Origin of the sequence: Vibrio hyugaensis, assembly GCF_002906655.1 — a bacterium.
Lineage (GTDB): Bacteria > Pseudomonadota > Gammaproteobacteria > Enterobacterales > Vibrionaceae > Vibrio > Vibrio hyugaensis.
In genome coordinates, this window is the sequence record NZ_CP025794.1 from 1,384,201 (window position 1) to 1,409,235 (window position 25,035).

The window sequence follows — 25,035 nt, forward strand, 5'->3', positions numbered from 1 at the left end:
AATAAGCAAGCCAAAGTGATTGATGGAGTGTCATATCAAATCGAGTAATCAGCTCGACTCTTTAAAAAGAATACACCCTTTGGTGCATTGCAGGCAAAAATGGCCAGATCTTTAGCGAGGAGAAACGCAAAAAAGAGTGAGGAGATGGTGGTACGGAAAGGAACAAAAAGAAAAGCCTGACACAAGGCCAGGCTTCAATTGTTGTACAAAGAGTCCGCTATTTTAGCGTGTTGCTACTTTAGCTTGTAAATGATGCCCGGATTACAGCGCACCATTTCAAATTTGTCGGTCAAACCAGTGAGCGATTCCGAAGCGCCCAACAGTAGGTAACCACCAGGATTTAAACTGTTTGCCATCTGGTTCAGCACTTTAGACTTCATCTCTGGCGAGAAATAAATCAATACGTTGCGACAGAAAATAATGTCGAACTTGCCCATCAGCGCATAACTTTCCATCAAGTTTTGTGGACGGAAGTTTACCAAACGTTTCACGTTATCTTTGACTTTCATACGGCCATCGCCTGCATCTTCAAAGAAGGTACGACGACGCTCAGGAGAAAGACCACGACCCAATGCTAGGTTGTCATAAACACCAGCTCGGCACATATCCAGCATGCTTGCAGAAATGTCTGTCGCCGTGATCGATACGCTTGGCAATAACCCTGGTTTGCGCTGCTGCGTTTCCAAGATGGTCATTGCCATTGAGTAAGGCTCTTGACCCGACGAGCTAGCCGCTGACCAAATTTTGATTGGTCGCTTATTCGCCGCCATCTCCGGCAACAATTTGTCAGCTAATACCGTGAACGGATAAGTATCTCGGAACCACAATGTTTCGTTAGTCGTCATCGCATCCACAGCAGCAACTCGTAGTTCACGGTTGCGGCCAGTTACGACATCACGGAGCAAATCAGACAACGAAGCAAGCTTGAACTTAGTTACAAGCGGGCTCAGTCGGCTGCGCACTAGGTATTGCTTACTGTCACCTAATACGATGCCACACTGTGATTCTAGAAAACGGCTAAAGTCACGATACTCTTGATCACTGATTGTAATAGCAGTCATTAATGTCTCTTTTATTGTGTTAATGCAGATTTAACCGCGTTACCCAATTCATCTGGGTTAAATTTCGCAATGAAGGTGTTTGCACCCACGCGCTCAACCATGGCTTGGTTGAAGACGCCACTCAATGAGGAGTGGAGGATAACATAAAGGTTCTTCAAATCTGCATTTCTGCGAATCTCGGCGGTTAGCGTATAACCATCCATTTCTGGCATTTCGATATCGGAGATCACCAACGAAATCTGATCGTAGATGCTTCCTTCTTGTGCCATTTCAAGCAGCTTATTGTACGCTTCTTTACCATCTTTCACAGAGACAACTTCAAATCCAATCGAAGTAATTGCACGCTCAACCTGCTTACGTGCAACCGTTGAGTCATCCGCAATCAAAATACGGCGGACAATTGGCTTTGCTTGCTCAGCCACGGCAATTTCCTCACCGATGGTTGAGTCCATGGTTTCATCTACAGGCGCGATCTCCGCTAAGATCTTTTCTACGTCTAGGATTTCAACCAATTCGTTATCAATGTTGGTTACCGCTGTTAGGTAGTGCGCTTTGCCCGCGCCATCTGGTGGCGGCAAAATCGCTTCCCAATGCATGTTAATAATGCGCTCAACCGACGACACCAAGAACGCTTGGATGGTGCGGTTGAATTCAGCGATAACGACAAAACATTTATCAATATCTGTGGTCGGGCGGCCACCGATTGCCAGACTTAAATCAATTACTGACACAGTATGGCCACGGATATGAGCGACACCTTTCACCAAAGGGTGTAGATTTGGCATTGAAGTCAGCTTAGGGCACTGTAGTACTTCTTTTACTTTGAATACGTTAATGCCGTAACGCTGTCGTCCCATCAACCGAAATGTCAGTAATTCTAATCGATTTTGGCCGACGAGTTGCGTACGCTGATTCACCGAATCAAGAATCCCCGTCATATGCTCATCTCCATCTCAAACTTTTTGATTTTAAATGATACTCTACCACTGGCAGGCATAATACCAGAGAAACAGTATGGCGTATCATAATATTAATTCTTCACCATTGACTATGACAATATGTAGAGCGTTATTTACAAAGTACGCTAAGTCTATCGGCATCTTGCTCAGTATGTTTAGCTTTTTTGTGCATTCAGCAACAGAAAACCAACTTGAGCAAATCAGAACGGCCGCTGAACAGCACATTCTTAGCACGGTAGAGCAGCCAGCGGGAGGGAATTTGTCCGTCAATGCGGCAAATATTGATCCACGTATCAAAGCCACCGATTGCCCAGAGCCCCTTGATACATCTGCATCTTCAACCAGTAGCACACGCAGCAACATCAACGTTTTGGTCGAATGTCCCGCTGACCATTGGAAGGTCTATGTTCCGGTGAGGATCTCTGCTTCTGTTCCAATGATCGTTTCTACCCGCCAGTTAGGTCGCGGAGAGATCATCAGCGCTTCTGACGTAACGACGTCAATGATTGAATTGCAGCGGTTTCGTAAAGACGGCTTCACCAACATTGAACAAGTGATCGGCTCAAAACTCAAACGTAATGTACGCCTAGGCGATGTGGTCGAACGCAATGACGTGTGCGTGGTTTGCCGTAATGAGAAAGTGACGATCAGAGCAGTAAAATCAGGTATGACCATCACCACGCAAGGTACCGCATTGCAAGATGGGTCTTCTGGCGATCAAGTAAGAGTGAAAAATGATAAGTCCCAACGTATAATAGAAGGAATTGTGACAGGTATTGCGGAAATCACCGTCACCTTCTAAGGTTGGCTGGTGTACGGCAAATCGATCAATAAAAATGCAAAAAAGCACTAAAGTTATTTGGTACTTGGTCGATAGTCTGGATACCAGTATTACGATACGAGTTTAAGGTTGATATATGGCAGGTATAGATAATATACGTTCAGGACAGATGATGACGACAACCAGTCGCGCACCTGCACGTACTGATTCTAGTGCGACCAGCACAACGGAATCGAAAAAAGCGCCAGCACAGCAAGACGCGGTATCACTAAGCCAACAAGGCAAAGCAGTCAGCAAACTCCAAAAGGATATGGCAGCTTCTCCGGCTTATGACAGCGCAAAAGTGGCGGCAATTAAAGAAGCAATCGCAAACGGTTCATACAAAGTCGACCCAGAAAAACTGGCGGACAATATGATTAAGTTTGAAAACGAATTGCAAGGCAAAAGCTAACTGACTTAGGCCCAAGGTAAGTATTCATGGCAGCATTAGTCGATCTTGTAAATTTCCAGCTAGAAAATGCGAAAGCACTTTCTGGTGTACTGCGTCAAGAAACACAAGCCATCACTGCTCGTGTCTCTGTTGAGATCGAAAAACTCGCCAAAGAAAAAATGACACTCATTGGTCAACTAAGAACCACTGACCAGCGAATCGCCTCTCACCCGCACGTCAATCAACTTACTGAAGACGAAAACCTAAGTCAGCTAGTCGCTCAAATCCAATCCATCGTCCTCGATTGTCAGCAAGTAAACCAAATGAACGGTGAATCACTCAACCGTGCTCAACTGAGTTTCAACAAACTTAACAACATGCTTCAGCATACCCACGGTAAGATCGGCATGACTTACAATGCTGGCGGTAAAACCCATACGATTTCTACTCTCGGAACTAACATTAAAGCGTAGATTTCCTCACCTCTACTCTTTGGCATTCGCTCCACGCTCACCAGAACATTCCCACTGAGGGTATTTTCTACTCACACGACTTCGCAATAAAACGCCAACAAAAAAGCGACTCATTGTTGCCAATCAGCCGCTTAAGAAAGATTATCTGTTGAGTAAAGCTGGGTCGAATTAGAACAAGGTCTGCTGACGCTTCTCAGGAACTTGTTGTACTTCTCCGTAATCTCGCAGCTTATCCATTTTACGGATATCTAGGCGAAGCTCTGTCACGTAACTGTCTTCAACCAAGTAACTGCGCACGACTTCTGCACCGCGGATAACGCCATCAACAGCGCCAGTGGTACTTTCCACACCCAGACGCTGATCAGCAAGCTCGGCACGGCCGCTAACACGCATACCATACACTTGCTCTGCTAACTCACGGTAAGCATCAATCTTTGACGCACGCATGGCACGAACGCGTCTTTCTTCAACGGTTCGGCCTGTTTGCTCGCTTACGCTGGCATAACCTACCGCCACTAAAATCTCATCTTGGCGCATCTGCTGCAATGGTTGACACCCCACCAGCACCAATGTCGCAATAATAAATAATAACTTCTTCATGCTAATGTCCTACGGGCGGAGAATCACTGTGTATGGCTGACGAATAGTTGGGTCAGAGCGAATCAGCACGCCATCTTGAGTGCGAATACTGTTAAGCGTATCCAAATCACGACCAATACGATCCGCAGGCAAGAAGCCTTGCGCTGTCGCCACTACGATACGGCTTTGCATTCCAACCACACGAGCGTTAACTAGGACGCCGCCCTCTTGACGCAACATCGTACCGGTCAGCACGTATTGAATCTCTTGTGCTTGTGCAAGGTCTTGCCAATCACGGCTTAGAGCAAAGTCACCTTGCTGTGTAACTTGGATATTGCCCGTTGTTTTAAAATCCACAACTTTGAAGCCACGGCGCTGAAACTGGTGGATAAACCCTTCCGATACCGAATTGCCCAGCCAGTTAGTGGCATCCATGCTTTGCAGATCGACAAAAGAGGTAATCGCAATCGGTGTACGCGACGACACTGCAACATTCGAAACCATTAACTCTTCCGTCATGCTCTCAATGAAAAAGTCCATCGTATGACGAGGACTGTCCATCAGCATAAACTGACTGCCAGAATACGGTTCTTTACCATTGTAAATTGGTGAGTACGCGCACGATGTCAAAAGCGTCATCATCGATGCGGCGACAAGCCATCTTTTCATGGTTTGATTCTCCAGATAATCTTAGGTGTTACTGCTCTTTCATCACTTCGTTTACGAAGAAGCGTGATCTTGGAACAGTCTTTGCTTTTCTTCTGTTTGTCTAACTAAGAAAAAGCCACCAAACTTCACTGAAATTGGTAAAGCAATATTTATACCCGAACGGTTACAAACAATGAAAAAAATATTTTTTAGCCTAATATCAATCACTTTAATATTGATGACGCCATTTCGAGCGGCAGCATCTTGGTATGAAGTGACAGGCGTTGCCACAATCGTTTCTTCAGATGAAGCGGCAAGGCTGCACGCGTTGGAAGACGCCCTCTTCAAAGCCGTCAACTTTTCGGGCGCAGACATTGGCAGCATCAGTAATTTGATGCCGCTATTAGAAGAAAGCCGCAAAGAGTACCAATTCACTAACCATGAAGTGCGTTACATCTTGGTGGAGTCAGAGCGTAAACGCAGCGGCAAGATGGAAATGCGCATCCGTGTGGACATTTATCCATCGGCAACGGGTTGCCACGTGGATCAATACAAGAAAACCGTTCTGGTGGGTAACATTGATGTCGCGTCACCCCAGCAAGCGGTAATGGGTCAGATCTACAACGTAGGTGACGACTTCAGCCATGTTGTGAACCGTCAACTGGATCAAACGTCACGCAGCTTTGTTTCTGTTGGCACCACCGATTATTCAATCAGTGCAAACTACCCAGAGCGAACTAAGATGATCGCGCAAGACAACGGCGCACAATACATCATTGGTGGCGTAGTGACGGACTTAACCGCAACCATTGATGCCAAGCTGTTAAAAGACGACGTGATCAACCGTCAGTTCGCACTGGAGATGAAAGTCTACGATGGCAAAACTGGCCACGAGGTGTATCACAAAAATTACCGTGAAGTCGCTCGTTGGCCGTTTGCAAAAACCAGTCAAGTTGACACTCGTAGTGCACGTTTCTGGGCGTCCACTTACGGTGAAATGATGCTGCGAGTGAGCCGCAACATTATGTTGGATTTGGAATCGGAACTGTCTTGTAAAATTACCCTACCAGAAGTGGTCGCGGTATTTGGTAACACAGTCACGATGGATCTTGGCCGCATGCACGGCGTACAAGAGGGTGACAAGCTGCAATTGTGGCACACAGCATCATTCATCGACCAAAATGGATTGCCACGTAATAAGGTCTCACAGAGCGAAATTACTCTGACGGTAACTCGACTCTATGAACACGAAGCAGAATTAACCATCGATCAGCCAAACCTGGCGTCGAGCGTGCAAATTGGCGACGTAATGAACAAGATGCTGTAAAAACGAGTATAAAGCTTTGCGATATGCTCTCTTTTGAATATCATAGGTAACGCATCTTATTTGATTACGCCCCCATGGCACAGCTGGATAGCGCAGTCCCCTCCTAAGGGACAGGTCGTAGGTTCGAATCCTACTGGGGGCGCCATTCATAGCCTTAGCTTATCGCATTCAAGCTAAGGCTTTTTTATGCCCGCAGTTTGGAGAAAACCATCTCGCACAATCTAAATGAAACAAGTGCAATACTGATCACTTGAGGTCAATGCTGTTAAGGCGCCCCATAAAGGTTAAGATCTCGAGGTTATCTTTGTGTGCATCCAACAAGGCTTTTTTCGTCTGCATGTAGGCGGCAAGTTTGCCGTACTTATTGATGGAACGAACCACTGTTTTGTACTTGTACTGCCCTTCCTCATTGAACTCACGCCACTTGGCAATATAACAAGTGTCTCGATTGTCCGGATCTTCCAACGTTGGGTTGGGTTTATGGACAATCTTAGGCTCAACACTGTGTGGCAGTCTTGTCATCAGGTACGGATCTTTCAATAGGCGACGCCAAAACTTACCCCACATTGCACGCCCAAGCTCATTACGCAATCTGATGGCCTTCTTAAGGCCTTTATTTTCACCAATGCGAACAAAGCCTACGGAGCGGTGCAATACCGTATCCTCCGGTGTGTGAATATGGATCTTAAAGGCTGTCTTGCCTTTCGAAATAAAGCGGTGTCCAGTGTTTGTTATTAAATTGCTCTTAGACATAGTGCTAACTAATAATTTTATTAATAACCAAAGGGTAAGCAAAACTCATACATAATTAAAGTAATAAAATACAAAACTGTAAATAGCATGTGTGTTGATTATTTTGTGATACACCTAATACAGATATAAAAAAGCCCCAAAGAGCAAACTCTTTGGGGCATTCAGTGCTTACGCTTCTACCGGTCAGATAAGAGCTTATTGCTGAACTTGGTATTCAAACTCAGGAACAACAACTTCTACGCGACGGTTTTGTTCACGACCTTCACGAGTCTCGTTTGAAGCGATTGGGTTGTTTTCACCTTCACCACGAGCGTGGATACGTGAAGCATCGATACCTTTTTCTACTAGCGCGTTTGCTACAGATTCAGCACGTTTCTCAGAAACTTTTTGGTTGTAAGCTGCTGGGCCTGAAGTGTCTGTGTAACCAATTACGTCAACGTTCGCTTGTGGGTACTCGTTTAGGAATGCTACTAGCTCGTCTAGTTTCGCAGCGCTCTCTGGTTTAAGCGTTGTGCTGTTTAGCGCGAAGCTACCAGTACCGATTGTTTGAGTTTCAAAAGTCTTAGTTACTACTACTGGAGCAACTTCTTCAACAACCACTTCTTCAACGATTGGTTCTTCTTCAACAACAACTTCGTCGTTACCGCCGAACTTGAATGCAACACCTAGCGTTGCAGAGTTGCCCATTGCTTTCACAGAATCGTTGCTGATGTCAGTGATTGTTTGGTATTCCGCACGTGCTGTTACGTTTTCGCTAACGTTGAATTCAACACCAGCTGCGCCTAGGTAAGAGTAATCGTCTTTACCGTCGTTCATCATTAGGTAAGCACCACCCACTTTACCGTAAAGTGCGATGTCTTCTGTGATTGGTAGGCTGAACTTAGGAGCAAGAGTGATTGCTTCTACGTGGCCACCAAAAGAAGTTTGGTCGAAGTCACCTAGGTTGTCGAAGCCTGCTTCTACTGAGAAGTAGTCATTCATTTCGTAACCAACAAAAGCACCTAGAGTAGAGCCATCTTTGTCACAAGCTTGACCAGCTACACAAGCGTCTTCCATCCAAGACTTACCCATCTTACCGCCCACGTATACTTCTGCGTGCGCTGCTGAAGCCATAAGTAAAGAAGCTGAAATTACCGCTGCTAGTTTTTTCATTATTGATTCCTCTAAAAGAAGTTCTCTTGTTCGTTAACGAAATGCGCCGCCTGACTGACGTTGTATTTCAATTCTTTTATTCAGTTCCTTTGAGTTTGATACCGAAATAACTTCCGCTCATTTGCATAAAGTCACTTGGGTATGTCTCCTGCTCAATGATGCATAAGCTTGCCTCACTGACGGCGAGCACTATAACCCTAAGAAATCCCGAGACAAATCCCAGAACTGTCAATTTAATGTCATCGAAAAGCATGATTTAGTGTGATCTAGCGCACCACAAAGCGAGCCACAGCAATGAAGCAAACGTTTGCGTGAGGTTTCAAAATAGTAGAGGTAAAGCAAATTAACTTCTCATTAATGAGACGATATTTAAGGAACTTTAAGGATAGTGTTTATATTTCAGAGAGATATTTCGTATACAACCCCTCAATTAGCATTCACAGTGGCTATATTTGGATTAGTAAAACTTATCAACTTTTGAGCAATATGATGAGAAAAAGTTCAGTAATTCAGGCGGTATTTCAGGAATTTTGCTGTTTCCCTGGTGCCAGATACAAAAAAAACCGCGGTATTTACCGCGGCTTTTCGACTAATTATTCAAGCAATTATGCGTTTGCTTCACGCTCAGCGATGAACTCAAGCGCCATCTTGATACGAGCAACGCAGCGCTCTTTGCCAATCAGTTCCATTACTGCGTCTACAGAAGGAGACTGACCGCCACCGGTTACTGCGACGCGTAGTGGCATACCGATTTTGCCCATGCCGATTTCTAACTCTTCACATACAGCTGCAATAACGCCATCTTTGATGTTCGTTGTTGTCCACTCAGTTAGTGCTTCTGCTTTCGCCAGGGCAAGCTCTAGAGGCTCTTTAGCAACGCCACGTAGGTGTTTCTTCGCCGCGCCTGCTTCAAACTCAGAGAAATCTTCGTAGAAGTAACGGATTTGCTCAGCTAGCTCAACTAGCGTGTTGCAACGCTCACCCACTAGCTTGATCACTTCAGTGATAGCAGGGCCGTTTGTTACGTCTAGTTTTTGTTGATCTAGGTGCCATTGTAGGTGCTCTGCAACGTACGCTGGATCTGAGTTTTTGATGTAGTGGTTGTTCAACCATTGCAGTTTATCAGTGTTGAATGCAGACGCTGACTTAGATACTGCGTTTAGGCTGAACAAGTTGATCATCTCTTCTTGAGTGAAGATCTCTTGGTCACCATGAGACCAACCAAGACGCACTAGGTAGTTGTTTAGTGCTGCAGGGAGGTAACCCATATCGCGGTATTGCATTACCGATACAGCGCCGTGACGCTTAGACAGTTTCGCACCGTCATCACCTAGGATCATTGCACAGTGTGCGAATGTTGGTACTGGCGCACCTAGTGCTTCGTAGATGTTAATCTGACGAGGTGTGTTGTTGATGTGGTCTTCACCGCGCACTACGTGAGTGATACCCATGTCCCAGTCGTCAACCACAACACAGAAGTTGTACGTTGGAGAACCGTCAGTACGACGGATGATCAGATCATCCATTTGTGTGTTGCTGATTTCGATACGGCCGCGGATTTGGTCATCAAATACTACGCTGCCTTCTTTCGGATTACGGAAACGGATAACACATGGATCGCCATCTTTTGCTGCTTCGTTTGCCGCTTTGATTTTTGGATGGTTAGCATCGTAACGAGGCATTTCTTTGTTTGCTTCTTGCTCTGCACGAACTTCGTCTAGCAGCTCTTTCGATGCGTAACATTTGTATGCTTTGTCTTCTTCTAGAAGCTTATCAACCATCTCGTTGTAACGATCAAAACGTTGAGTTTGGAAGTAAGGACCTTCGTTCCACTCAAGACCTAGCCATTCCATGCCTTCTAGGATCGCATCAACCGCTTCCTGAGAGTTACGCTCAAGGTCAGTATCTTCGATACGTAGAACGAATTCACCACCTTGGTTTTTAGCGTATAGCCAAGAGTAAAGTGCAGTACGCGCACCACCAACGTGTAGGTAGCCAGTTGGGCTAGGAGCAAAACGAGTTTTAACCGTCATCAGAGTTCCTTAGGGGTAATGAGCAACGAGAGAGCTCTCGTTGTAATATCAAGGATAAAAGTGGCGACATTTTACCATCGTAAGTCGATTCTACAATCATTCCGTGTGGATTAACGCTAGAAATACAAACAGGGCAGCACCGATTAAGGTACTGCCCTCTTATTTATAGCGGCAAAACGCTTAGAACAACAGGAAAGCTATCGCAAAAGAAAGTTATGAATGCTGACTATTTTAGATTCTGCATCGCCCACTGCATGAATTCTTGTTGCTCTTGACGGCTTAGATCACTGAAGGACTCTTTCAATGTCTTAGTGACAGCCGGAGACGCCGCGATGCTTGCTTTCGTCGATTGCTTGTTCATTGCCTTGTTGTAATCCGCCACTTCACGTTCGTAATCACGGAAGCCTTGCAAACCACCTTTACGCAACTGAACCATAGAGAACTCGATGTCTTTACCATTTGCGTCTTTTAGCTCGACCTTCGGATCCATTTCAAACGCTTTCGCTTCTTCGATGGTACGGAACTTATTGTAAGTGAGCGTAAGCTCTGCGTCTTTTGGAGCATCAAACTCTAATAAAAGAGGCTGTGAATCAAACTTACGACGCTTACCATCTTCAAATACAATTTGGCCCACATTCACGGCCAGTTGGTTTGCACCGTCTTCTACTTTGATGCTGTTGTTGTCAGAGATCCACTCAGGGTAGACGAACTCACTGTTGAGAACGCGAGGAACCAATTCCGCTTGCAGAGTCAGTTGAGCAGCAAATGCAGGCGCAGAAAGGATTGCGCAAAGTCCTAATAGTGTGGTTGTTTTTTTCATCATGGTTTTCTCGTCTTATACCAATTTAGATAAGCCACTGAAACTAACAGGCCGGTCATTCCAATGGCTTATATGAATAAGTATCAAGACAAAAAGGGCGTTTCCGCCCTTTTAGCTGCTTCTATATTAGAAGTAGTATTCAACACCTACAGAGAACTCGTCGTAGTCAGCTGACTTCCAACGTGCTTCTGTTGGTTTGTCTAGTTGAGACGCACCGTCACCGAAGTCTAGCGTACGAGCACGAGCGTAAAGTACTGCAGATGGGTCTACGAAGTACATGATCTGTGCAGATAGTACATCATCCGCTGTGTTATCGATTGTCTTACCGTCACGTTCTAGGTCGAAGTTTGCTGCGTAACCCAGTTTGTACTGCCAATCACCAGTTGTGTACATCAGACCAGCAGACATTGCATCTTGCTTCTCGCTTACACCGTTGCTTGCATCAGCTTCCATGTATTTGTATTGAGCGAAGAAAGAGATACCGTTGTCAAACCAACCTTGAACACCTAGTAGGTACGTGTTGTTTTCCCAAGTTTGACTTTCACCTTCGATGTTGCGGTTACCTTCGTAAGCTGCATCCAATTGTAGTGGACCTAACTTGTAGTGAGCCGCGATGCCGCCCCAGTAATCGTCACCTTCACCTAGACCCGCTTTATCACCAGCACCCACTGCTGCGTCGATAGAGAACTTGTCAGCGTACATTGGAGAATCCCAACGGATAGTGTTTGATTGACGGTCTTGGTACTTAGCACCACCGATTGCACCACCCCAGTCGTAAACATCGCCTAGACCTGGGTTAGATGCTGGCCAGTCAACCAACTCGTACATTGGAGTAAGAACGCGACCTAGACGAACTTGACCCCAAGAAGCGCTTTCAAAACCTACGAATGTGTCACGCTCACCAAGACCTGCGCCTTCACCACCAAAGCTTGGGTCTACGTAGCCACCTTCGATTTGCCAAATGAACGTTGGTTCAAAGTTAGCGAATTGCTTTTTACCACGGAAGCCGATACGTGATTCGTTGTTTAGCTGCATGCCGCCCAAGTCATCGTCAGTTGCTTTGCTACCAGAATCGTAATCGCGGTACGCGGCCTGCATCGCGATAATACCGTACACTTCATATGAGAAAGAGTCTTTAGTTAGGTACTCTTTCGCTGCATCACTGTTTGCACCATCAGCAAAAGCTGAACCACTGAACATCATGCCTGTGATTGCAGTAGCAAGTAGGCTTTTCTTTAGGTAAGACATTTTTAACCCCTATATTTTTAGTTTTTTCCATTTTCAAATTCGCTAACTAGGACATTGCAGGAACTTGAATCTGTGTTTGGACGGAGCAAATATGACAAACTTTTTTCGCAGTAAAAAACTTTCCCCACGGCAATCTGAGCAACTTCAAAATGAGAAGATCAAAAACAATATAAACCAATTAATAACAAGGACTTAAAATGACAAATAAAAATATAAAAACGTCAAAAGCATCCAGAGTCACTTGCTTTTTATATAAAAAGCTCGAAATTCGTGAGCAATCTCACCTCACTTTTAGGCGTTTTAACGGAACTTTATATTCAGAGAGAAAAAACTTTGAGATAACTCGCAACAATATCAGTACATTGACGATGCAAATAGGGGGATTTTGACGAAATTGTTTCACGTCGAAATGCTTGACCTTCCCCTTGCAGGAAGGTTTATCCTCTGAACATTACTATTCTTGAGGACAAATTATGTATCAGTTCGTTGTACCGATGTCAGGGCTTAACTGCATGGGCTGTGCTAGAAAAGTTGAGAAAGCTTTACATGCCAATCACAGTGTTGAGATCATCAATTTGTCCCCAACAGTGGTTGAGTTGAAAACTGAATCCCCTCTTTCTTCTATTGTTGAATCCATCGAGACATTGGGTTATCACGCTGGCCATCAATATCAGTTCAACCTAGCTGGACTAAGTTGTGGCGGCTGCGTGAAGAAACTCTCTTCTTTATTAGAAGCAAACCAAGACGTCATTGCATTTCAAGCGTCGACAACCCAACTCGATATCACGACCCTACTATCAGAGCAGAAAGTGATCGATCTTGTGGCGACTCTCGGCTACACCGCCAGCCCTGATTCTATTGAAGTAGAGGAAGAAAGCTCACCAGAGACTGAACAGGCAGACAAGCAAAGCAATATTAAAGATGCGCAGGTGCCACCAGCGAGTATTCAGCTGCAAATGCTGATTCAAGGCATGACGTGTGCGAGTTGCGTCTCTTCAGTAGAGAAAGCACTTACTAACGTAGAAGGCATTGAGAAAGCACAAGTAAACCTTGCCGAGCAAAGTGCATTAGTGTTTGCTACTCAAGATTCTGAAGCCCTTCACCACGCGATTATTGATTCAGTAAAACAAGCCGGTTACCAAGCAGAGATCCTCCAAGACGCAGCAACCCAGCAAGAAAAGCAAGCAGCACAGCAACTTGCCCAACAAAAACGCTTCAGGCTTGATGCAATAGCTGGCTTAGTTGTTGGTGCGCCACTGATGTTGTGGGGGATATTTGGCGGCAACATGGTGATTCGCAACACGAACGACCAGTTGGCTTGGGGTGCGATTGGTATTCTGTGTCTCTTACTGCTAGCAACAGCGGGTAAGCACTTCTTTACTAACGCATGGTTAGCAGCCACTCACAAACGTGCCACCATGGACACCTTAGTCGCGTTAGGTACTGGGGCGGCGTGGTTCTATTCGATGCTTGTGGTGATTTTCCCAGACTGGTTCCCTCTTGCTTCACGCCATGTGTACTTTGAAGCAAGTGCAATGATCATCGGCTTAATTTCTCTTGGTCACTATATCGAGGCAAAAGCCAAAGCAAACACAACACGCTCATTGCAGGCGCTGATTAACCTGCAACCTCAACAAGCGACGGTGATTACAGAACAAGGTGATCAACAGATCGTGGTTGAGCAAATCACGCTAGGCATGAAATTGCGCATCAAACCGGGCGAGAAGGTGCCAGTAGATGGCGTTGTGATACAGGGTGAATCGTACATTGATGAGTCGATGCTAACCGGTGAACCCGTACCAGTATTAAAAGCGCACGATGCGCAAGTGTCTGCCGGTACATTAAATACCGATGGTGGATTAGTCATTGAAGCAAAGGACATCGGCGCGAACACCATGCTGGCTCGAATCATTCGCATGGTACGCACGGCGCAAAGCAGTAAGCCTGCCATTGCCAAATTAGCAGACCAGATTTCATCGGTATTTGCTCCGGTCGTGGTCGGTATCGCAATCCTAGCTGCTTTGGTTTGGTTTGCCGTAGGTCCAGAACCTAAAGCCAGCTACATGCTTGTAGTAACGACCACTGTGTTGATCATCGCCTGCCCTTGTGCACTGGGCTTAGCAACGCCATTGTCGGTCACCGTTGGTGTCGGTAAAGCCGCAGAGCTTGGCATTCTGATCAAAGACGCTGACGCACTGCAGTTGGCAAGCAAAATCGACACGGTCGTATTCGATAAAACTGGCACGCTGACTCAAGGTAAACCGAGTGTGCAGCAAGTGTTTACTCACGCTACCAGCCAAGAACACATGCTGGCTCTGGCATACGCGGCAGAGCGTCAATCGGAGCACCCGTTGGCCAAAGCCGTGTGTGATTACGCGAGAAAGAACAAGACTGAAAGTGTTGAGTTGAGCGCATTCGAGAACATTCGTGGCCGTGGTATTACTGCGACTTACCAAGCACAACCGCTACTCATTGGCTCATTGCAATTTATGCAAACCGAGCAGATTGATACCAGCTCAATGAAGCAAGCAATTGAAGATTGTGCAAACAACGCTTGGACACCAGTAGCTGTAGCTCTGAACAACGAACTGATTGGTTTAATTGCCATCGCTGATCCAATTAAATCTGATGCCAAACAAGCAGTGTCTGCATTAAAATCGCAGGGCATAAAAACTGTCATGCTCACAGGCGACAACCAACACGTAGCCAATGCTATCGGTAAAGAGCTCGGCATTGATGAAGTCATCGCTCAAGTGATGCCCGACGAGAAAGCACAACATATTGAACTGCTGCAATCTCAAGGCCGCACAGTGGCGATGATCGGTGATGGCATCAATGACGCACCAGCCCTTGCGTTGGCGGATCTTGGTGTCGCAATGGGAAGTGGCAGTGACGTGGCAATCGAAAGCTCACAAATGACCATTCTCAATACATCACCAATGGCCGTTGTGCATGCGATTGAACTCTCGCGCGCGACACTTAAGAACATGAAACAAAACTTGTTCGGCGCCTTTGTTTATAACTCGTTGGGTATCCCTATCGCCGCAGGCGTACTTTACCCAGCGTTTGGATTTTTGCTCAGTCCTGTCGTTGCTGGTGCAGCGATGGCACTGTCTTCAATCACGGTCGTCAGTAATGCAAATCGACTACGACTGTTTACCATTAAGTAAGCGACACTTCTTCTCGAGGATATTATGAAGTTGAAACTATTGACCTTTACAATGCTTGCTGTCACATCGGCGAACGTATTAGCCGCTGATGTCATCAACCACAAATCGCCATACTGTGGCTGCTGTGGCGAATGGACAAAACACATGGAAGAGAACGGCTTTACTGTGGAAGAAAAGCTGCATGATGACATGAATGCGATCAAACGCGATTTGGGCATCAAGAACGAACAGCTTTACTCTTGCCACACCGCGGAGATCGATGGCTACGTATTTGAAGGTCATATTCCTGCCGACGACATTAAAGCGTTTTTGGAAAACCCACCTCGAAATGCAAAAGGCCTGACTGTACCGGGTATGCCAATGGGCTCACCGGGCATGGAGTACGGCGAGAAGAAAGACAGCTACGCTGTTTACGCCTACAACGAGAAAGGTCAGGTTTACGAATACCGCTACCACAAAGGTAACGACCAATAAAAACAAAGCCCAGCGAGACAAACCGCTGGGCTTTTTCTTAATGGACAGTTAAGACAAACTTTTAATTAGAAGCCGTAAGACGCACCGAACACGAACGCGTTGTTCACTAGGCTGTCACCCGCTGAGTTTTCTGCACCGTGAGCTTGGCTACGGAACTCAAAGTATGGCTGTACGCCTTTACGAGTCCATGTTGCACGCAACTCGTGGTCCATGGTCTCTGCTTCAATCATGTAAACGTTGTTGTAGCTGAAGGTCACGTCTTCATTCATCGCGTAACCAATGCGGTTATCCATGCGGTAGTCTGTTTTCGCATCTGCGTCTGTTGCATCAATGTGTGCACGAGTACGGTTACTTAGCGAGATACCATTATCGAAGTTGTAGCCGATTTTAACCAAAGGACGGTATTGGATGCTCTCACCCGCAGAGAATAGGTGTTGGTAACCTGCTGCAACCCATAGGTGATCAGTGATGTTAAATGCTTGCTCACCACCCACAGTGATTGCTGGTGTTGTGTTACCTGCGCCGCCGTTTTCAGTTTCTAGTTTACCTAGTTGAATGCCGTCAAACTCAGTGTAAACCGTGAAGCCGCCGAATTGGTTATCGAAAGTGTGGCCTGCTTCTAGCGTTGATGTCATGTCCGAACCGTGGATTCGACCATCATCGTGGAATTGGATGTTACCCGTTACGTAAGATGAGCCTGCGAAAGCGCTTGATGCGAAAACAAGAGAAAGTGCACTTAGTGCAAAAACGTTTTTCATAATTACTGCCTTTATTTATTCACGTTATGCGATGACATGTCCGGCTATCACTTGCCCTTCATCGCAAACATTGGGATGTGCCTCCCTGGCGACAGCAATACTGCGCAATTTAATTCGCATTGAAAAATAAATCGTTTAAAACAGTGATCCAATTCAAATCGACATTTTCGAAATCCAAAAAAGTTTATTAAATACAGAGCCTTGCTATAAAACCTAAAAATTCGTCAAAAAAATAAAGTGTGACCTGAAGCTAGTTAGGCTCTCAAATTCGGCACAAAACAAGCATCGAGATCACACTCTTCTTTTCTTTCTAAATTACGAACTTAATTATCAGTAAAAAATAATCAGACATTGATCACGCTTATTTTCCGTAGAAAAATAAATAAAGCCCTCAACATAAGTTGAGGGCTTTGAGTAAGGAACAATGATTTTAGTGAATGATTAGCAGAATTACTTCACGCTAGTCACGCGGCTTGTTTTCTCACCCGTAGCAGATACAGAGCGGATAAACACTTCACCTTTCACATTTGGACGAGCATTGTCTGCGTAAGTTAGCCAGTTTTTGCCGTCTAGAGAGTATTGAAGCTTCACACCTGGGAACTGAACGTTCATTGCTAGTTTTCCATCTTCTACTTTCGCACCTGGTACAGGTAGGCGGTAATCGATACCAGATTTCTCTAGCTTAGCCAGTTCACGTTGACCAAGAACGTTCGCAAAGCGGTTGTAGTCGTGGTTTAGCGCTGCTTTGTCTACTAGGTTAGAGTTTTGCGAGTATTCAACACCCACTTTGTAGTCGTTTTCCCAATCAGCACGGTGCCATGCACGCTCAGCTGCTGCTAGTACGCGAGGGAATACCATGTACTCGTATTGCTCGTCGTTACGTACTGTCTCAGACCAAAGCTGTGCTGATAGACCGTAGAAAGGTTTCGCTTCGATTTCACCTTTACCAGTAAAGCCATTACCATCGCGATCTACAGACGTTTCTGCGTTTTGAGGCATGTTCTCTGGTGCAAAGCCAAACATCTTACGAGTATCTGTTGCACGTGTAGCCCAGTAGTAACCACGTTCTTTCGGGTCAACTTCGTATGGCATGTCCATGTAAACGTAGTCTGGGTTAGAAACAATCACGTCGTAACCTTTCTTAGACCACTCGTACACTGATGACGTGCCACCCCAGTAAAGAACGTCCCAGAAGTTTACGCGAGTATTTTCTGTTGCAAACGCTTTCTCGCCTTCACTGTACTTAAGACCATCTTGCCAAGCTTGGAAGTTAGGGATGCCCTTCTCAGCCACAATCTTAGACACTTCTTCTGCAAAGTGGCTTGGTAGATGAGCAAAGTCGCTTACCGTCCCGTCTGCAATTAGCGTCTGACATTGTGGAGATTGTGCGAATGGCTTGTCTTGTTTAGACAGGTCAATCGTACCCTTCCAGCTTACTTTGTCTTCAGCGTTCACATCTTGGAAACCAGCGCCTAGCTTGATGTTCTTCGCTTCGTCACCACCAAAGTGCCATGTTGATAACGGTGCGCCCGCTTCTTGGTGCATTGCTGCTACTTCTGAAATCACTTTATCAACAAAGCGAGTTGAAGATTCCATACATGGGTTGATGAAGCTTTGCTTGTTGTAGAACTGAACCGTCGTTACGTTCGATGTATCTTGAGGATCCATCAGGCGGTACTCGTTCGCTTCTGCTTCTTTACCTTCTTCCATTAGACGGTCGTAACGTGCTTCCATTGATACCACAGCTGCACGAGCGTGCGCAGGCATATCGATTTCAGGAATCACTTCGATGTTACGCGCTTTCGCGTACTTCAAGATGTCCACGTAGTCTGCTTTGCTGAAGAAGCCAGAACCAAAGTTGTCTGTCGTTGCACCTGAGCCAAGCTGAGGCAGTAAACAGCTTTTCTCTTCCAAATCGAAACAACGGTTAGCACCCACTTCTGTCAGCTCAGGCAGACCCGGGATTTCTAAACGCCAGCCTTCATCATCCGTTAGGTGAAGGTGTAGCTTGTTCATCTTGTACGCTGCCATTTGGTCAAGCGTTGCAAGAATTGCGTCTTTAGAGTGGAAGTTACGAGCCACATCCACCATCACACCGCGGTAATCAAAGCGAGGTGCATCTTGAATAGACAGTTGTGGTAGAGAATCAGCATTTTGGCTATCTATCAGGCCAAAGATAGATTGTACTGCGTAAAACGCGCCAGCTTGGTCGAACGCTTTAATAACAATACCGTTGCCGTTGATGCTCATATCGTAAGCACCAGATTTTGCTAATTCACCGGTGAAGTTTGCAGGAACTAGCGTGATGCTAACAGGAACATCACCACGAACATCCACACCTACCACTTCTGCACGATCTTGAATTGCTGCGTATTGAGCCGCATCAAATGCGTCTTTCGGCAGCGCAATACCACCTGCGATGTCTACTGTGCCTCTGCCTGCTTTCACATGCATTGGCGTTGGTAGTAACGTAGTTGATACATCTTGTTTTGCTAGATCTTCGTTCTTTTCAAAACGAGATACTGCACTTGCCATGATGTTGTTGTCATCAGGCGTACGTTTTAGGTTGTTGCCTTCAAGGCCAGTAACGAAAGAATTAACGTCTTCTGTATTAAGCGACGCGATCATCTTAGGCTCAGCGTTTGGCGCTGCAACAAATGCACCCGGCATGAAGTCAGTTTCAAATAACTGCCAGTATTCAGCAACAAGAGGAAGAACCACTTCTTCACCTGCCGCAAAGCCATCAAATTTGTCTGTTGGTTCTAGTTTGTGTAGGTCGCCCGTTACACGAGAGATTTTGAATTGTTCGTTGTCGACATCCAGAATCAGACGGATGCTGTGGAAGTAGATAGCCCAATCTTGAGAGTCAACCGCTTCGCCTTGGTTAACCAGTGTCATGTTGACTTTGTTACAAGACGCCCACTCTGCGCCCATGTCCTGACATGCAAGACCTTCGTTAGCGCCGTGGTTAGTCAACACTTCATATTGAATATCAAGGTTGTCAGCCAATGAGTTTACAACTTGTTGCTCAGAATTCTGTAGTGAAGAGCAACCTGCCAATGTAGCAATAACAGAAGCAGCAATCAGACTATGTTTCAACATCTTACTTTCCCCAAAAAGTCAGTGGTTCAAAACGACATTTATCAAAAATGGTGAGCACCTAAATGCGAGGCGCTTAACAGTGTATTCAACATACAAGCAGTTATTTCTAAGCGTAAAATTAATGAAACTAAGAAGTGATCCAGCTCAAATTCAGCAATGCTTAAGAAAATATAAACACATATATTTCAATCACTTAATTAAAACGTCAAAAACGAACAACTTTTTTTGACGTGTTTGTTGCGACCTCAGTCACGAATATCGATGGGTTTAGACGGGTTTTATAGGATTTTGATCACTGTTGGTTATTTAGTAATCCATTAACAACAAACTCAATTGAAGTGCTTTCGTGAATCAGATCTCATTTCCATGCCGTCAAAACTCGTCAATATTTTTAGAAATGACGATTTTGCCGAACCATGTTATAGATAAGGTGCATATTGAATTCGAGGAGCAAAATATGTTTCGACTCTTGTCTGTCATGTCATCTTTGATTGTTTTTTTCACCTCCTACTCCGCACAAGCAGAGCCACAACACTGGTTGGTAAAAAAAGGAGACACCGAATACATGATTATTGGTTCTGTCCATGTGGGCGACAAAAGCATGTACCCTTTACCGAAAGCCGTGACTCAGTTCCTCAACAACAGTGACGGTTTGATCATCGAAGCGGATATCAGAAATACCGAAGGGGCTGCGTTTCCAAAAACAAAACTACTTGCGAAAGACATCCTCGATAAAGAACAACGTCAGCACTTGGCTGACATCGCAAAAGATCTTGGATTACCGGAAGAACAACTACTCAATGCACCACCTTGGTCGGCGGCATTGACGATTCAGCTCTTGCTAGTGAACAAGTTAGGCTATGCCTCGGACCAAGGTGTCGACATGCACTTAATGACGCTTGCTGATAAGCAAAATGTGCCAGTGATTCCACTCGAAACGGTACAATTTCAGTTGGACTTAATCGCTGGACAAGAAGATGGTGGGAAAGAATTACTGCTCTCTTCTATCGAAGAATATGACGGCGGTGAGGCTTTGGTACAGTGCTTGATCGACAGTTGGAAGACAGGCGATGGCAACTCTCTAGAAGATGCGTCTAAAAGCGCAGAGTCTACCGATGCATTTAATGAGGCTTTCCTTTATGAGCGCAACCGTAATTGGGCTGAAAAGCTAGATTCAGGCAGTGTACTGCCAAAGAAAGCAGGTCAATACACCATTGTGGTCGGCAGTTTGCACTTAGTTGGTAAAGACAACTTGATCGATTTACTCAGAAAACGCGGCTTTAACGTCGAAGCACTGGGCAATACTAGCAAAGCAGATTGTGACATCTAAACGGTCACAATATTTACACCACGAACATCAGTGCCCTGATTGACGGGGCACTTACATCCCCTTACACCGCACCCACGCTGTTGAGTCTACACTTACGCCTCGCTAACAAATCCAGCAATCTATTCGACACTATCAGTTCAACCTTTAGATTTGATAAGAGCTTTTATGAAGTACAAAGCCTCATTATTATGCCTAGCCAGTGCACTACTTTTACCTTCGTTAGCTAACGCTAAGCCATCTTGCACGATTGAAGAATTCCAGCCAGTCGATATTGCCCCAGAAACCAAAGGTGGTGTATTCGGGGTCAGTTCTTAATTACTCAAAAACCTATGATGCGCTGTGCGAACATTACTTTTACTACTGTCCATACTCGCAATCGCGTCGCACATCTAATCAATCAGAATTTTGAAGCCGAATACTTCGATGGCAAAACAGGGAAATCACACTCTGTGACGTTTGATGAAGATGAACTTCAAGCTGGCTACATCAAGGTAGGACCAAACAATCCACAAACGGTTTATGTTTGTTTCACCACATCCGAAACACCAATTAAAGATATTAGTTGTGATGTGAAATAGCGGAAACGGGAAACGACTTTGTTTTGTCTTTCTAAGAACAAGCTCCATCAACAGCTTTCAAAGCCGAGTGCGTTTCATTAGCCCTCTAACGAACACCTCTCAATTTCTAAAGCGAAGCGCTCCCGATTCAAAAAACCGTAAACGTAAAAAGCCGCAACATTTCCGTTGCGGCTTTTCTAAAATAGGTCGGTGAAGAGGGATTCGACGCGGCTGGGCTTCCATCGGACTGGCGCACCAGCCCCCGCCCTCTTCTTCACGCAGCATTAAAGCTTTACCAGCCCCAAATGCAAAAAAGCCGTAGCATTTCTGCTACGGCTTTTTCTAATATGGTCGGTGAAGAGGGATTCGAACCCCCGACCCTCTGGTCCCAAACCAGATGCGCTACCAAGCTGCGCTATTCACCGAGATGTTTAACTGAGGACTTATCCCCGTCAACGGATGCGTATATTACGGATTCTTTAGAGAGACGCAAGTGCTTTTTGCGAAAAAACCTAATGTCTTAATTCGTTTGATGAATTACTGAACACTAGCACGTGAAATGTGACTAAGAACCCACAATAAAATACAGGCCATTAACCTTGGCAACATAATTGATCCAGATCAGTGTGTAAAAAAGCACCACCTATTAGTTTGGTCCATGTCGGAACTATCTTGGAGGAAACACATGGACTTTTGGCTTGAACTCCTATTTGGTAATGCGGTGGGACTATCGTCAATGATAGTAATCTTTGGGACAATTGGACTGATGTTGTTTTTCAGCGGTTTCTTCATTTACAAGATCATGAACGACAAATCTCCTCACTAGATCTCGCTTAGCTCTAGAAACGCTTTGCACCGGAGTTGGTAACCTGCCTGCTCCGGTTTTTTATTTGATCTTTTCACACACGTCCTTGATATAATTGTCTCTACTTATCCTGTTCTTTATGAGATTGCCGTTATGTCTCACGATGACGATTTTGATCTGTTCCAACAGATGATGGGCGATGTGAAGCCAATCAGCAATGACACCGCCGAACACAAAAAGGTTCACCAAGTTACCGATGCACACCTTGCTAAACGCGAGGCAGCAATATGGTTAACTGAAGACGATCCTGAATACTTGTCGATTGACCATGCAGAAATGCTGAAACCAGATGACTTTATCGAGTTCAAACGTGATGGCGTACAAGACGGTGTCTATCGTAAGCTACGTTTGGGCAAGTACCCGATACAAGCTCGTCTTGATTTACACCGTAAGACGTTGAAAGAAGCGCGTGATGAAGTCGTAAAATTCCTTAAGCAATGCATTCAGATGGACATTCGTACCGTGGTGATAGTGCATGGCCGTGGTGAGCGTTCTAATCCACCAGCCTTAATGAAAAGTTTTGTCAGCAGTTGGTTGCAGCAAATCCGCGAAGTGCAGTGTGTACACAGTGCGCAACGGTTTCACGGTGGCAGCGGTGCTGTGTACGTTCTATTAAGAAAGAGCCCTGAGAAGAAGCTTGAGACGCGAGAACGTCATCAAAAACGGTTAGGCTAAGCGCTCTCCCGGTGCTAGAATGCCCGACCTTATCTCGTCTTGCTGCTTTATCTTAGCAGTAAGGCACTTCAATTAACCGCCGTTGTGAAACGTTAGGAGACGACATGTCACAAGACAACACAAAACGCTTAAACAAATACATCAGCGAAACGGGCTTCTGCTCGCGCCGTGAAGCAGACCGCCTTATCGAGCAAGGCCGCGTCACCATTAATGGTCAACAACCAGAGATGGGCACAAAAGTGCTACCTGGTGATGATGTTTGCGTCGATGGCAACCCCGTTGCGGCAAAAGAAAAGCCAATTTACATTGCCTTGAACAAGCCAACCGGTATCACTTGCACCACTGAGCGTGATATCCCTGGTAACATTGTTGATTTCATCGGTCATAAAAAGCGTATCTTCCCAATTGGTCGTCTGGACAAGCCTTCAGATGGTTTGATCTTCCTAACAAACGATGGCGACATCGTGAACAAGATTTTGCGTGCAGGCAACAACCACGAAAAAGAATACGTGGTGCGTGTCGACAAGCCTATCACCGGCGAATTCCTTAAGCAGATGTCGAGCGGTGTGAAGATCCTTGATACGGTGACTCTGCCTTGTAAAGTAGAGAAAGAGACTAAGTTCTCTTTCCGTATCGTGTTAACACAAGGTTTGAACCGTCAAATCCGTCGTATGTGTGAGGCGCTAGGCTACGAAGTTTTCAAACTGCGTCGCGTACGCATTATGAACATCTCACTTGATGGTATTCCTAATGGTAAGTGGCGTTACCTAAGTGACGACGAAATGGCAGAGATCCTAGCAATGTGTGAAGGCTCTGTCGGAACCGAAGAAGCATCAAAGACAGATTCAAAAGGTCGTAACATCCGTAAAGCGACTGATGCGAAGCTGTTTGATAGCCGTGAAGAAAACCAAGACTCTACTGCTCGTCGTAACCAGAAGACACGAACTTTCCGTGGTAATAATGCTGATGAATTCCGTCATGCACCGAATTCGAAAAAAGGCCAACAGCGTCGTCAACGTGATGATGAAAAAGCACGCCCAACAAAAGAGCATTACAACGCAAAGCCGCAAAATGAACGTACTAAGCCTCAAGGTGAATATGGTAAAACTGAAAAGCCTCAATCACCGAGTAAACCTAAGCAGCATTACATGAACCCAAATGCAGCTAAGCCAAGCAAACCAGCAAAACGTTCTGGTGGCACATTGAGTCTGAAGAAATAACGCTTCACTGAATGGTAAGATCAAAAAAGGACGCTCATGAGCGTCCTTTTTGTTTGTCTTCAACTTACAAGCACAGCGGTGCAAATTGACCACGAGTTAGACTCAGCAAATCTTTCGGCGCTAACTCGATTTCTAAACCACGCTTACCCGCACTCACGCAGATGGAGTCTTGATCTGTTGCACTTTCATGTAGAAAGGTAGGCAGCGCTTTTTTTTGCCCAAGTGGGCTGATCCCACCAACAACATATCCTGTGGTCTTTTGTGCGATCTCTGGGTCGGCCATATCGGCTTTTTTGCCCTTCGCCGCTTTCGCTGCCAATTTAAGATTCAGCTTTTGGTCGACAGGAATAATGGCAACGGCTAGGTTTTTAGGCTCGCCGTTCAAACAGAACAGCAGCGTTTTAAATACTTTCTTTGGATCTTGTCCCAATATTTCCGCCGCTTCTAATCCATAGCTGTCCGCTCGTGGGTCGTGCTCATACTGGTGAATGGTGTGTGATACTTTTTTCTTTTTCGCAAGATTAATGGCCGGAGTCATCAAGATTCTCCTCATAAAACAAAAAACGCTGCTCCGTTATCGGTAGCAGCGCTTTAAGTTAATGGTATCCACGAGTTTGAGT

At 45.4% G+C, this 25,035-nt stretch carries 22 protein-coding genes, 2 tRNA genes and 1 pseudogene; 12 read left to right on the forward strand and 13 right to left on the reverse strand.

From position 1 onward, the window contains the following. Nucleotides 1–233 precede the first annotated feature (233 nt). Nucleotides 234–1,061 (reverse strand): protein-glutamate O-methyltransferase, encoded by an 828-nt coding sequence (locus C1S74_RS06925; protein ID WP_038872874.1) that lies wholly within the window; start codon nucleotides 1,059–1,061, stop codon nucleotides 234–236. A gap of 11 nt (nucleotides 1,062–1,072) precedes the next feature. Beyond that, nucleotides 1,073–1,999 carry a chemotaxis protein CheV gene (locus C1S74_RS06930; RefSeq protein WP_045395900.1) on the reverse strand — a complete coding sequence of 309 codons (927 nt, stop codon included), beginning with the start codon at nucleotides 1,997–1,999 and terminating at the stop codon, nucleotides 1,073–1,075. Nucleotides 2,000–2,075: 76 nt separating this feature from the next. Here C1S74_RS06930 and flgA point away from each other — a divergent pair, with 76 nt between their 5' ends. The 3 genes from flgA to C1S74_RS06945 all read left to right on the forward strand — a co-directional run bounded on the left by flgA (nucleotide 2,076) and on the right by C1S74_RS06945 (nucleotide 3,704). After that, on the forward strand, nucleotides 2,076–2,822 hold the full coding sequence (gene flgA / locus C1S74_RS06935) for a flagellar basal body P-ring formation chaperone FlgA (RefSeq protein WP_045395897.1): 747 nt from the start codon (nucleotides 2,076–2,078) through the stop codon (nucleotides 2,820–2,822). Between the two features lie 115 nt (nucleotides 2,823–2,937). Further along, nucleotides 2,938–3,252, forward strand: a complete 315-nt coding sequence (gene flgM, locus C1S74_RS06940; protein ID WP_005425628.1) for a flagellar biosynthesis anti-sigma factor FlgM — start codon at nucleotides 2,938–2,940, stop codon at nucleotides 3,250–3,252. Nucleotides 3,253–3,278: 26 nt separating this feature from the next. Beyond that, nucleotides 3,279–3,704 (forward strand): flagella synthesis protein FlgN, encoded by a 426-nt coding sequence (locus tag C1S74_RS06945; protein ID WP_039975361.1) that lies wholly within the window; start codon nucleotides 3,279–3,281, stop codon nucleotides 3,702–3,704. Nucleotides 3,705–3,872: 168 nt separating this feature from the next. Here the strand turns inward: C1S74_RS06945 and flgP are convergent, their stop codons facing one another. Further along, the gene (gene flgP / locus C1S74_RS06950) at nucleotides 3,873–4,304 is read right to left on the reverse strand and encodes a flagellar assembly lipoprotein FlgP (protein ID WP_038872861.1); all 432 of its coding nucleotides are present in this window, start codon (nucleotides 4,302–4,304) and stop codon (nucleotides 3,873–3,875) included. 9 nt (nucleotides 4,305–4,313) lie between these two features. Continuing rightward, on the reverse strand, nucleotides 4,314–4,952 hold the full coding sequence (locus C1S74_RS06955) for a FlgO family outer membrane protein (RefSeq protein ID WP_038872858.1): 639 nt from the start codon (nucleotides 4,950–4,952) through the stop codon (nucleotides 4,314–4,316). A gap of 172 nt (nucleotides 4,953–5,124) precedes the next feature. Between C1S74_RS06955 and C1S74_RS06960 the strand changes: the two genes are divergently transcribed. Together C1S74_RS06960 and C1S74_RS06965 are read left to right on the forward strand one after the other, a co-directional pair. Next, on the forward strand, nucleotides 5,125–6,258 hold the full coding sequence (locus C1S74_RS06960; protein ID WP_045395894.1) for a flagellar assembly protein FlgT: 1,134 nt from the start codon (nucleotides 5,125–5,127) through the stop codon (nucleotides 6,256–6,258). Nucleotides 6,259–6,326: 68 nt separating this feature from the next. Next, nucleotides 6,327–6,403: transfer RNA gene (locus C1S74_RS06965), tRNA-Arg, on the forward strand. A 101-nt stretch (nucleotides 6,404–6,504) separates the two neighbouring features. On the opposite strand, the gene C1S74_RS06970 is transcribed toward C1S74_RS06965, so the two are convergent. The 5 genes from C1S74_RS06970 to chiP all read right to left on the reverse strand — a co-directional run bounded on the left by C1S74_RS06970 (nucleotide 6,505) and on the right by chiP (nucleotide 12,264). After that, nucleotides 6,505–7,011, reverse strand: a complete 507-nt coding sequence (locus tag C1S74_RS06970) for a hypothetical protein (RefSeq protein ID WP_045395893.1) — start codon at nucleotides 7,009–7,011, stop codon at nucleotides 6,505–6,507. 195 nt (nucleotides 7,012–7,206) lie between these two features. Then, nucleotides 7,207–8,163 (reverse strand): OmpA family protein, encoded by a 957-nt coding sequence (locus tag C1S74_RS06975; protein WP_045395891.1) that lies wholly within the window; start codon nucleotides 8,161–8,163, stop codon nucleotides 7,207–7,209. A gap of 605 nt (nucleotides 8,164–8,768) precedes the next feature. After that, the gene (gltX, locus tag C1S74_RS06980; RefSeq protein WP_045395889.1) at nucleotides 8,769–10,196 is read right to left on the reverse strand and encodes a glutamate--tRNA ligase; all 1,428 of its coding nucleotides are present in this window, start codon (nucleotides 10,194–10,196) and stop codon (nucleotides 8,769–8,771) included. A 226-nt stretch (nucleotides 10,197–10,422) separates the two neighbouring features. Continuing rightward, entirely contained in the window at nucleotides 10,423–11,019 is a 597-nt protein-coding gene (locus C1S74_RS06985) for a YccT family protein (RefSeq protein ID WP_045395886.1), read from the reverse strand. Nucleotides 11,020–11,142: 123 nt separating this feature from the next. After that, complete coding sequence (gene chiP, locus C1S74_RS06990; protein ID WP_042601492.1) at nucleotides 11,143–12,264, reverse strand: chitoporin; 1,122 nt, start codon at nucleotides 12,262–12,264, stop codon at nucleotides 11,143–11,145. 473 nt (nucleotides 12,265–12,737) lie between these two features. Here chiP and C1S74_RS07005 point away from each other — a divergent pair, with 473 nt between their 5' ends. Both C1S74_RS07005 and C1S74_RS07010 read left to right on the forward strand, forming a co-directional pair. Further along, on the forward strand, nucleotides 12,738–15,434 hold the full coding sequence (locus tag C1S74_RS07005; RefSeq protein WP_045395883.1) for a heavy metal translocating P-type ATPase: 2,697 nt from the start codon (nucleotides 12,738–12,740) through the stop codon (nucleotides 15,432–15,434). A gap of 24 nt (nucleotides 15,435–15,458) precedes the next feature. Then, nucleotides 15,459–15,908, forward strand: a complete 450-nt coding sequence (locus C1S74_RS07010) for a DUF411 domain-containing protein (RefSeq protein WP_045395880.1) — start codon at nucleotides 15,459–15,461, stop codon at nucleotides 15,906–15,908. 65 nt (nucleotides 15,909–15,973) lie between these two features. Here C1S74_RS07010 and C1S74_RS07015 read toward each other — a convergent pair whose 3' ends face one another. Together C1S74_RS07015 and C1S74_RS07020 are read right to left on the reverse strand one after the other, a co-directional pair. Continuing rightward, on the reverse strand, nucleotides 15,974–16,666 hold the full coding sequence (locus C1S74_RS07015; protein WP_045395877.1) for an oligogalacturonate-specific porin KdgM family protein: 693 nt from the start codon (nucleotides 16,664–16,666) through the stop codon (nucleotides 15,974–15,976). A gap of 450 nt (nucleotides 16,667–17,116) precedes the next feature. Beyond that, nucleotides 17,117–19,768, reverse strand: coding sequence for a beta-N-acetylhexosaminidase (locus C1S74_RS07020; protein ID WP_045395874.1), 2,652 nt, complete (start codon nucleotides 19,766–19,768; stop codon nucleotides 17,117–17,119). A 457-nt stretch (nucleotides 19,769–20,225) separates the two neighbouring features. Here C1S74_RS07020 and C1S74_RS07025 point away from each other — a divergent pair, with 457 nt between their 5' ends. Both C1S74_RS07025 and C1S74_RS07030 read left to right on the forward strand, forming a co-directional pair. Then, nucleotides 20,226–21,098, forward strand: a complete 873-nt coding sequence (locus C1S74_RS07025; RefSeq protein WP_045395871.1) for a TraB/GumN family protein — start codon at nucleotides 20,226–20,228, stop codon at nucleotides 21,096–21,098. Nucleotides 21,099–21,263: 165 nt separating this feature from the next. After that, nucleotides 21,264–21,676, forward strand: a pseudogene (locus C1S74_RS07030) (hypothetical protein). 327 nt (nucleotides 21,677–22,003) lie between these two features. On the opposite strand, the gene C1S74_RS07035 reads toward C1S74_RS07030, so the two are convergent. After that, a tRNA-Pro gene (locus C1S74_RS07035) sits at nucleotides 22,004–22,080 on the reverse strand. Nucleotides 22,081–22,340: 260 nt separating this feature from the next. Between C1S74_RS07035 and C1S74_RS07040 the strand changes: the two genes are divergently transcribed. The 3 genes from C1S74_RS07040 (at nucleotide 22,341) to rluF (ending at nucleotide 24,415) form a co-directional block, all read left to right on the forward strand. Continuing rightward, the gene (locus C1S74_RS07040) at nucleotides 22,341–22,481 is read left to right on the forward strand and encodes a DUF3149 domain-containing protein (RefSeq protein WP_020198127.1); all 141 of its coding nucleotides are present in this window, start codon (nucleotides 22,341–22,343) and stop codon (nucleotides 22,479–22,481) included. Between the two features lie 132 nt (nucleotides 22,482–22,613). After that, the gene (smrA, locus tag C1S74_RS07045) at nucleotides 22,614–23,195 is read left to right on the forward strand and encodes a DNA endonuclease SmrA (protein WP_039977112.1); all 582 of its coding nucleotides are present in this window, start codon (nucleotides 22,614–22,616) and stop codon (nucleotides 23,193–23,195) included. A 104-nt stretch (nucleotides 23,196–23,299) separates the two neighbouring features. Next, a complete protein-coding gene (gene rluF / locus C1S74_RS07050) occupies nucleotides 23,300–24,415 on the forward strand; it encodes a 23S rRNA pseudouridine(2604) synthase RluF (RefSeq protein WP_045395866.1) in 1,116 nt (371 codons plus the stop codon). Nucleotides 24,416–24,479: 64 nt separating this feature from the next. Here the strand turns inward: rluF and ybaK are convergent, their stop codons facing one another. Further along, nucleotides 24,480–24,953: a Cys-tRNA(Pro) deacylase gene (ybaK, locus tag C1S74_RS07055; RefSeq protein ID WP_045395863.1), complete on the reverse strand. Its 474-nt coding sequence runs from the start codon at nucleotides 24,951–24,953 to the stop codon at nucleotides 24,480–24,482. Nucleotides 24,954–25,035 lie beyond the last annotated feature (82 nt).

Bases quoted from the DNA above. Each gene is read 5' to 3' on its own strand.
- flgM (WP_005425628.1), top strand. From the start codon at position 2,938: ATGGCAGGTATAGATAATATACGTTCAGGACAGATGATGACGACAACC.
- C1S74_RS06975 (WP_045395891.1), bottom strand. From the start codon at position 8,163: ATGAAAAAACTAGCAGCGGTAATTTCAGCTTCTTTACTTATGGCTTCA.
- C1S74_RS06985 (WP_045395886.1), bottom strand. From the start codon at position 11,019: ATGATGAAAAAAACAACCACACTATTAGGACTTTGCGCAATCCTTTCT.
- C1S74_RS07015 (WP_045395877.1), bottom strand. From the start codon at position 16,666: ATGAAAAACGTTTTTGCACTAAGTGCACTTTCTCTTGTTTTCGCATCA.
- smrA (WP_039977112.1), top strand. From the start codon at position 22,614: ATGTCTCACGATGACGATTTTGATCTGTTCCAACAGATGATGGGCGAT.
- C1S74_RS06970 (WP_045395893.1), bottom strand. From the start codon at position 7,011: ATGTCTAAGAGCAATTTAATAACAAACACTGGACACCGCTTTATTTCG.
- C1S74_RS07010 (WP_045395880.1), top strand. From the start codon at position 15,459: ATGAAGTTGAAACTATTGACCTTTACAATGCTTGCTGTCACATCGGCG.
- C1S74_RS06930 (WP_045395900.1), bottom strand. From the start codon at position 1,999: ATGACGGGGATTCTTGATTCGGTGAATCAGCGTACGCAACTCGTCGGC.
- C1S74_RS07025 (WP_045395871.1), top strand. From the start codon at position 20,226: ATGTTTCGACTCTTGTCTGTCATGTCATCTTTGATTGTTTTTTTCACC.
- C1S74_RS06955 (WP_038872858.1), bottom strand. From the start codon at position 4,952: ATGAAAAGATGGCTTGTCGCCGCATCGATGATGACGCTTTTGACATCG.
- gltX (WP_045395889.1), bottom strand. From the start codon at position 10,196: ATGACGGTTAAAACTCGTTTTGCTCCTAGCCCAACTGGCTACCTACAC.
- flgA (WP_045395897.1), top strand. From the start codon at position 2,076: ATGGCGTATCATAATATTAATTCTTCACCATTGACTATGACAATATGT.
- C1S74_RS07020 (WP_045395874.1), bottom strand. From the start codon at position 19,768: ATGTTGAAACATAGTCTGATTGCTGCTTCTGTTATTGCTACATTGGCA.
- C1S74_RS06945 (WP_039975361.1), top strand. From the start codon at position 3,279: ATGGCAGCATTAGTCGATCTTGTAAATTTCCAGCTAGAAAATGCGAAA.
- C1S74_RS07005 (WP_045395883.1), top strand. From the start codon at position 12,738: ATGTATCAGTTCGTTGTACCGATGTCAGGGCTTAACTGCATGGGCTGT.
- C1S74_RS07040 (WP_020198127.1), top strand. From the start codon at position 22,341: ATGGACTTTTGGCTTGAACTCCTATTTGGTAATGCGGTGGGACTATCG.
- chiP (WP_042601492.1), bottom strand. From the start codon at position 12,264: ATGTCTTACCTAAAGAAAAGCCTACTTGCTACTGCAATCACAGGCATG.
- flgP (WP_038872861.1), bottom strand. From the start codon at position 4,304: ATGAAGAAGTTATTATTTATTATTGCGACATTGGTGCTGGTGGGGTGT.
- C1S74_RS06925 (WP_038872874.1), bottom strand. From the start codon at position 1,061: ATGACTGCTATTACAATCAGTGATCAAGAGTATCGTGACTTTAGCCGT.
- rluF (WP_045395866.1), top strand. From the start codon at position 23,300: ATGTCACAAGACAACACAAAACGCTTAAACAAATACATCAGCGAAACG.
- ybaK (WP_045395863.1), bottom strand. From the start codon at position 24,953: ATGACTCCGGCCATTAATCTTGCGAAAAAGAAAAAAGTATCACACACC.
- C1S74_RS06960 (WP_045395894.1), top strand. From the start codon at position 5,125: ATGAAAAAAATATTTTTTAGCCTAATATCAATCACTTTAATATTGATG.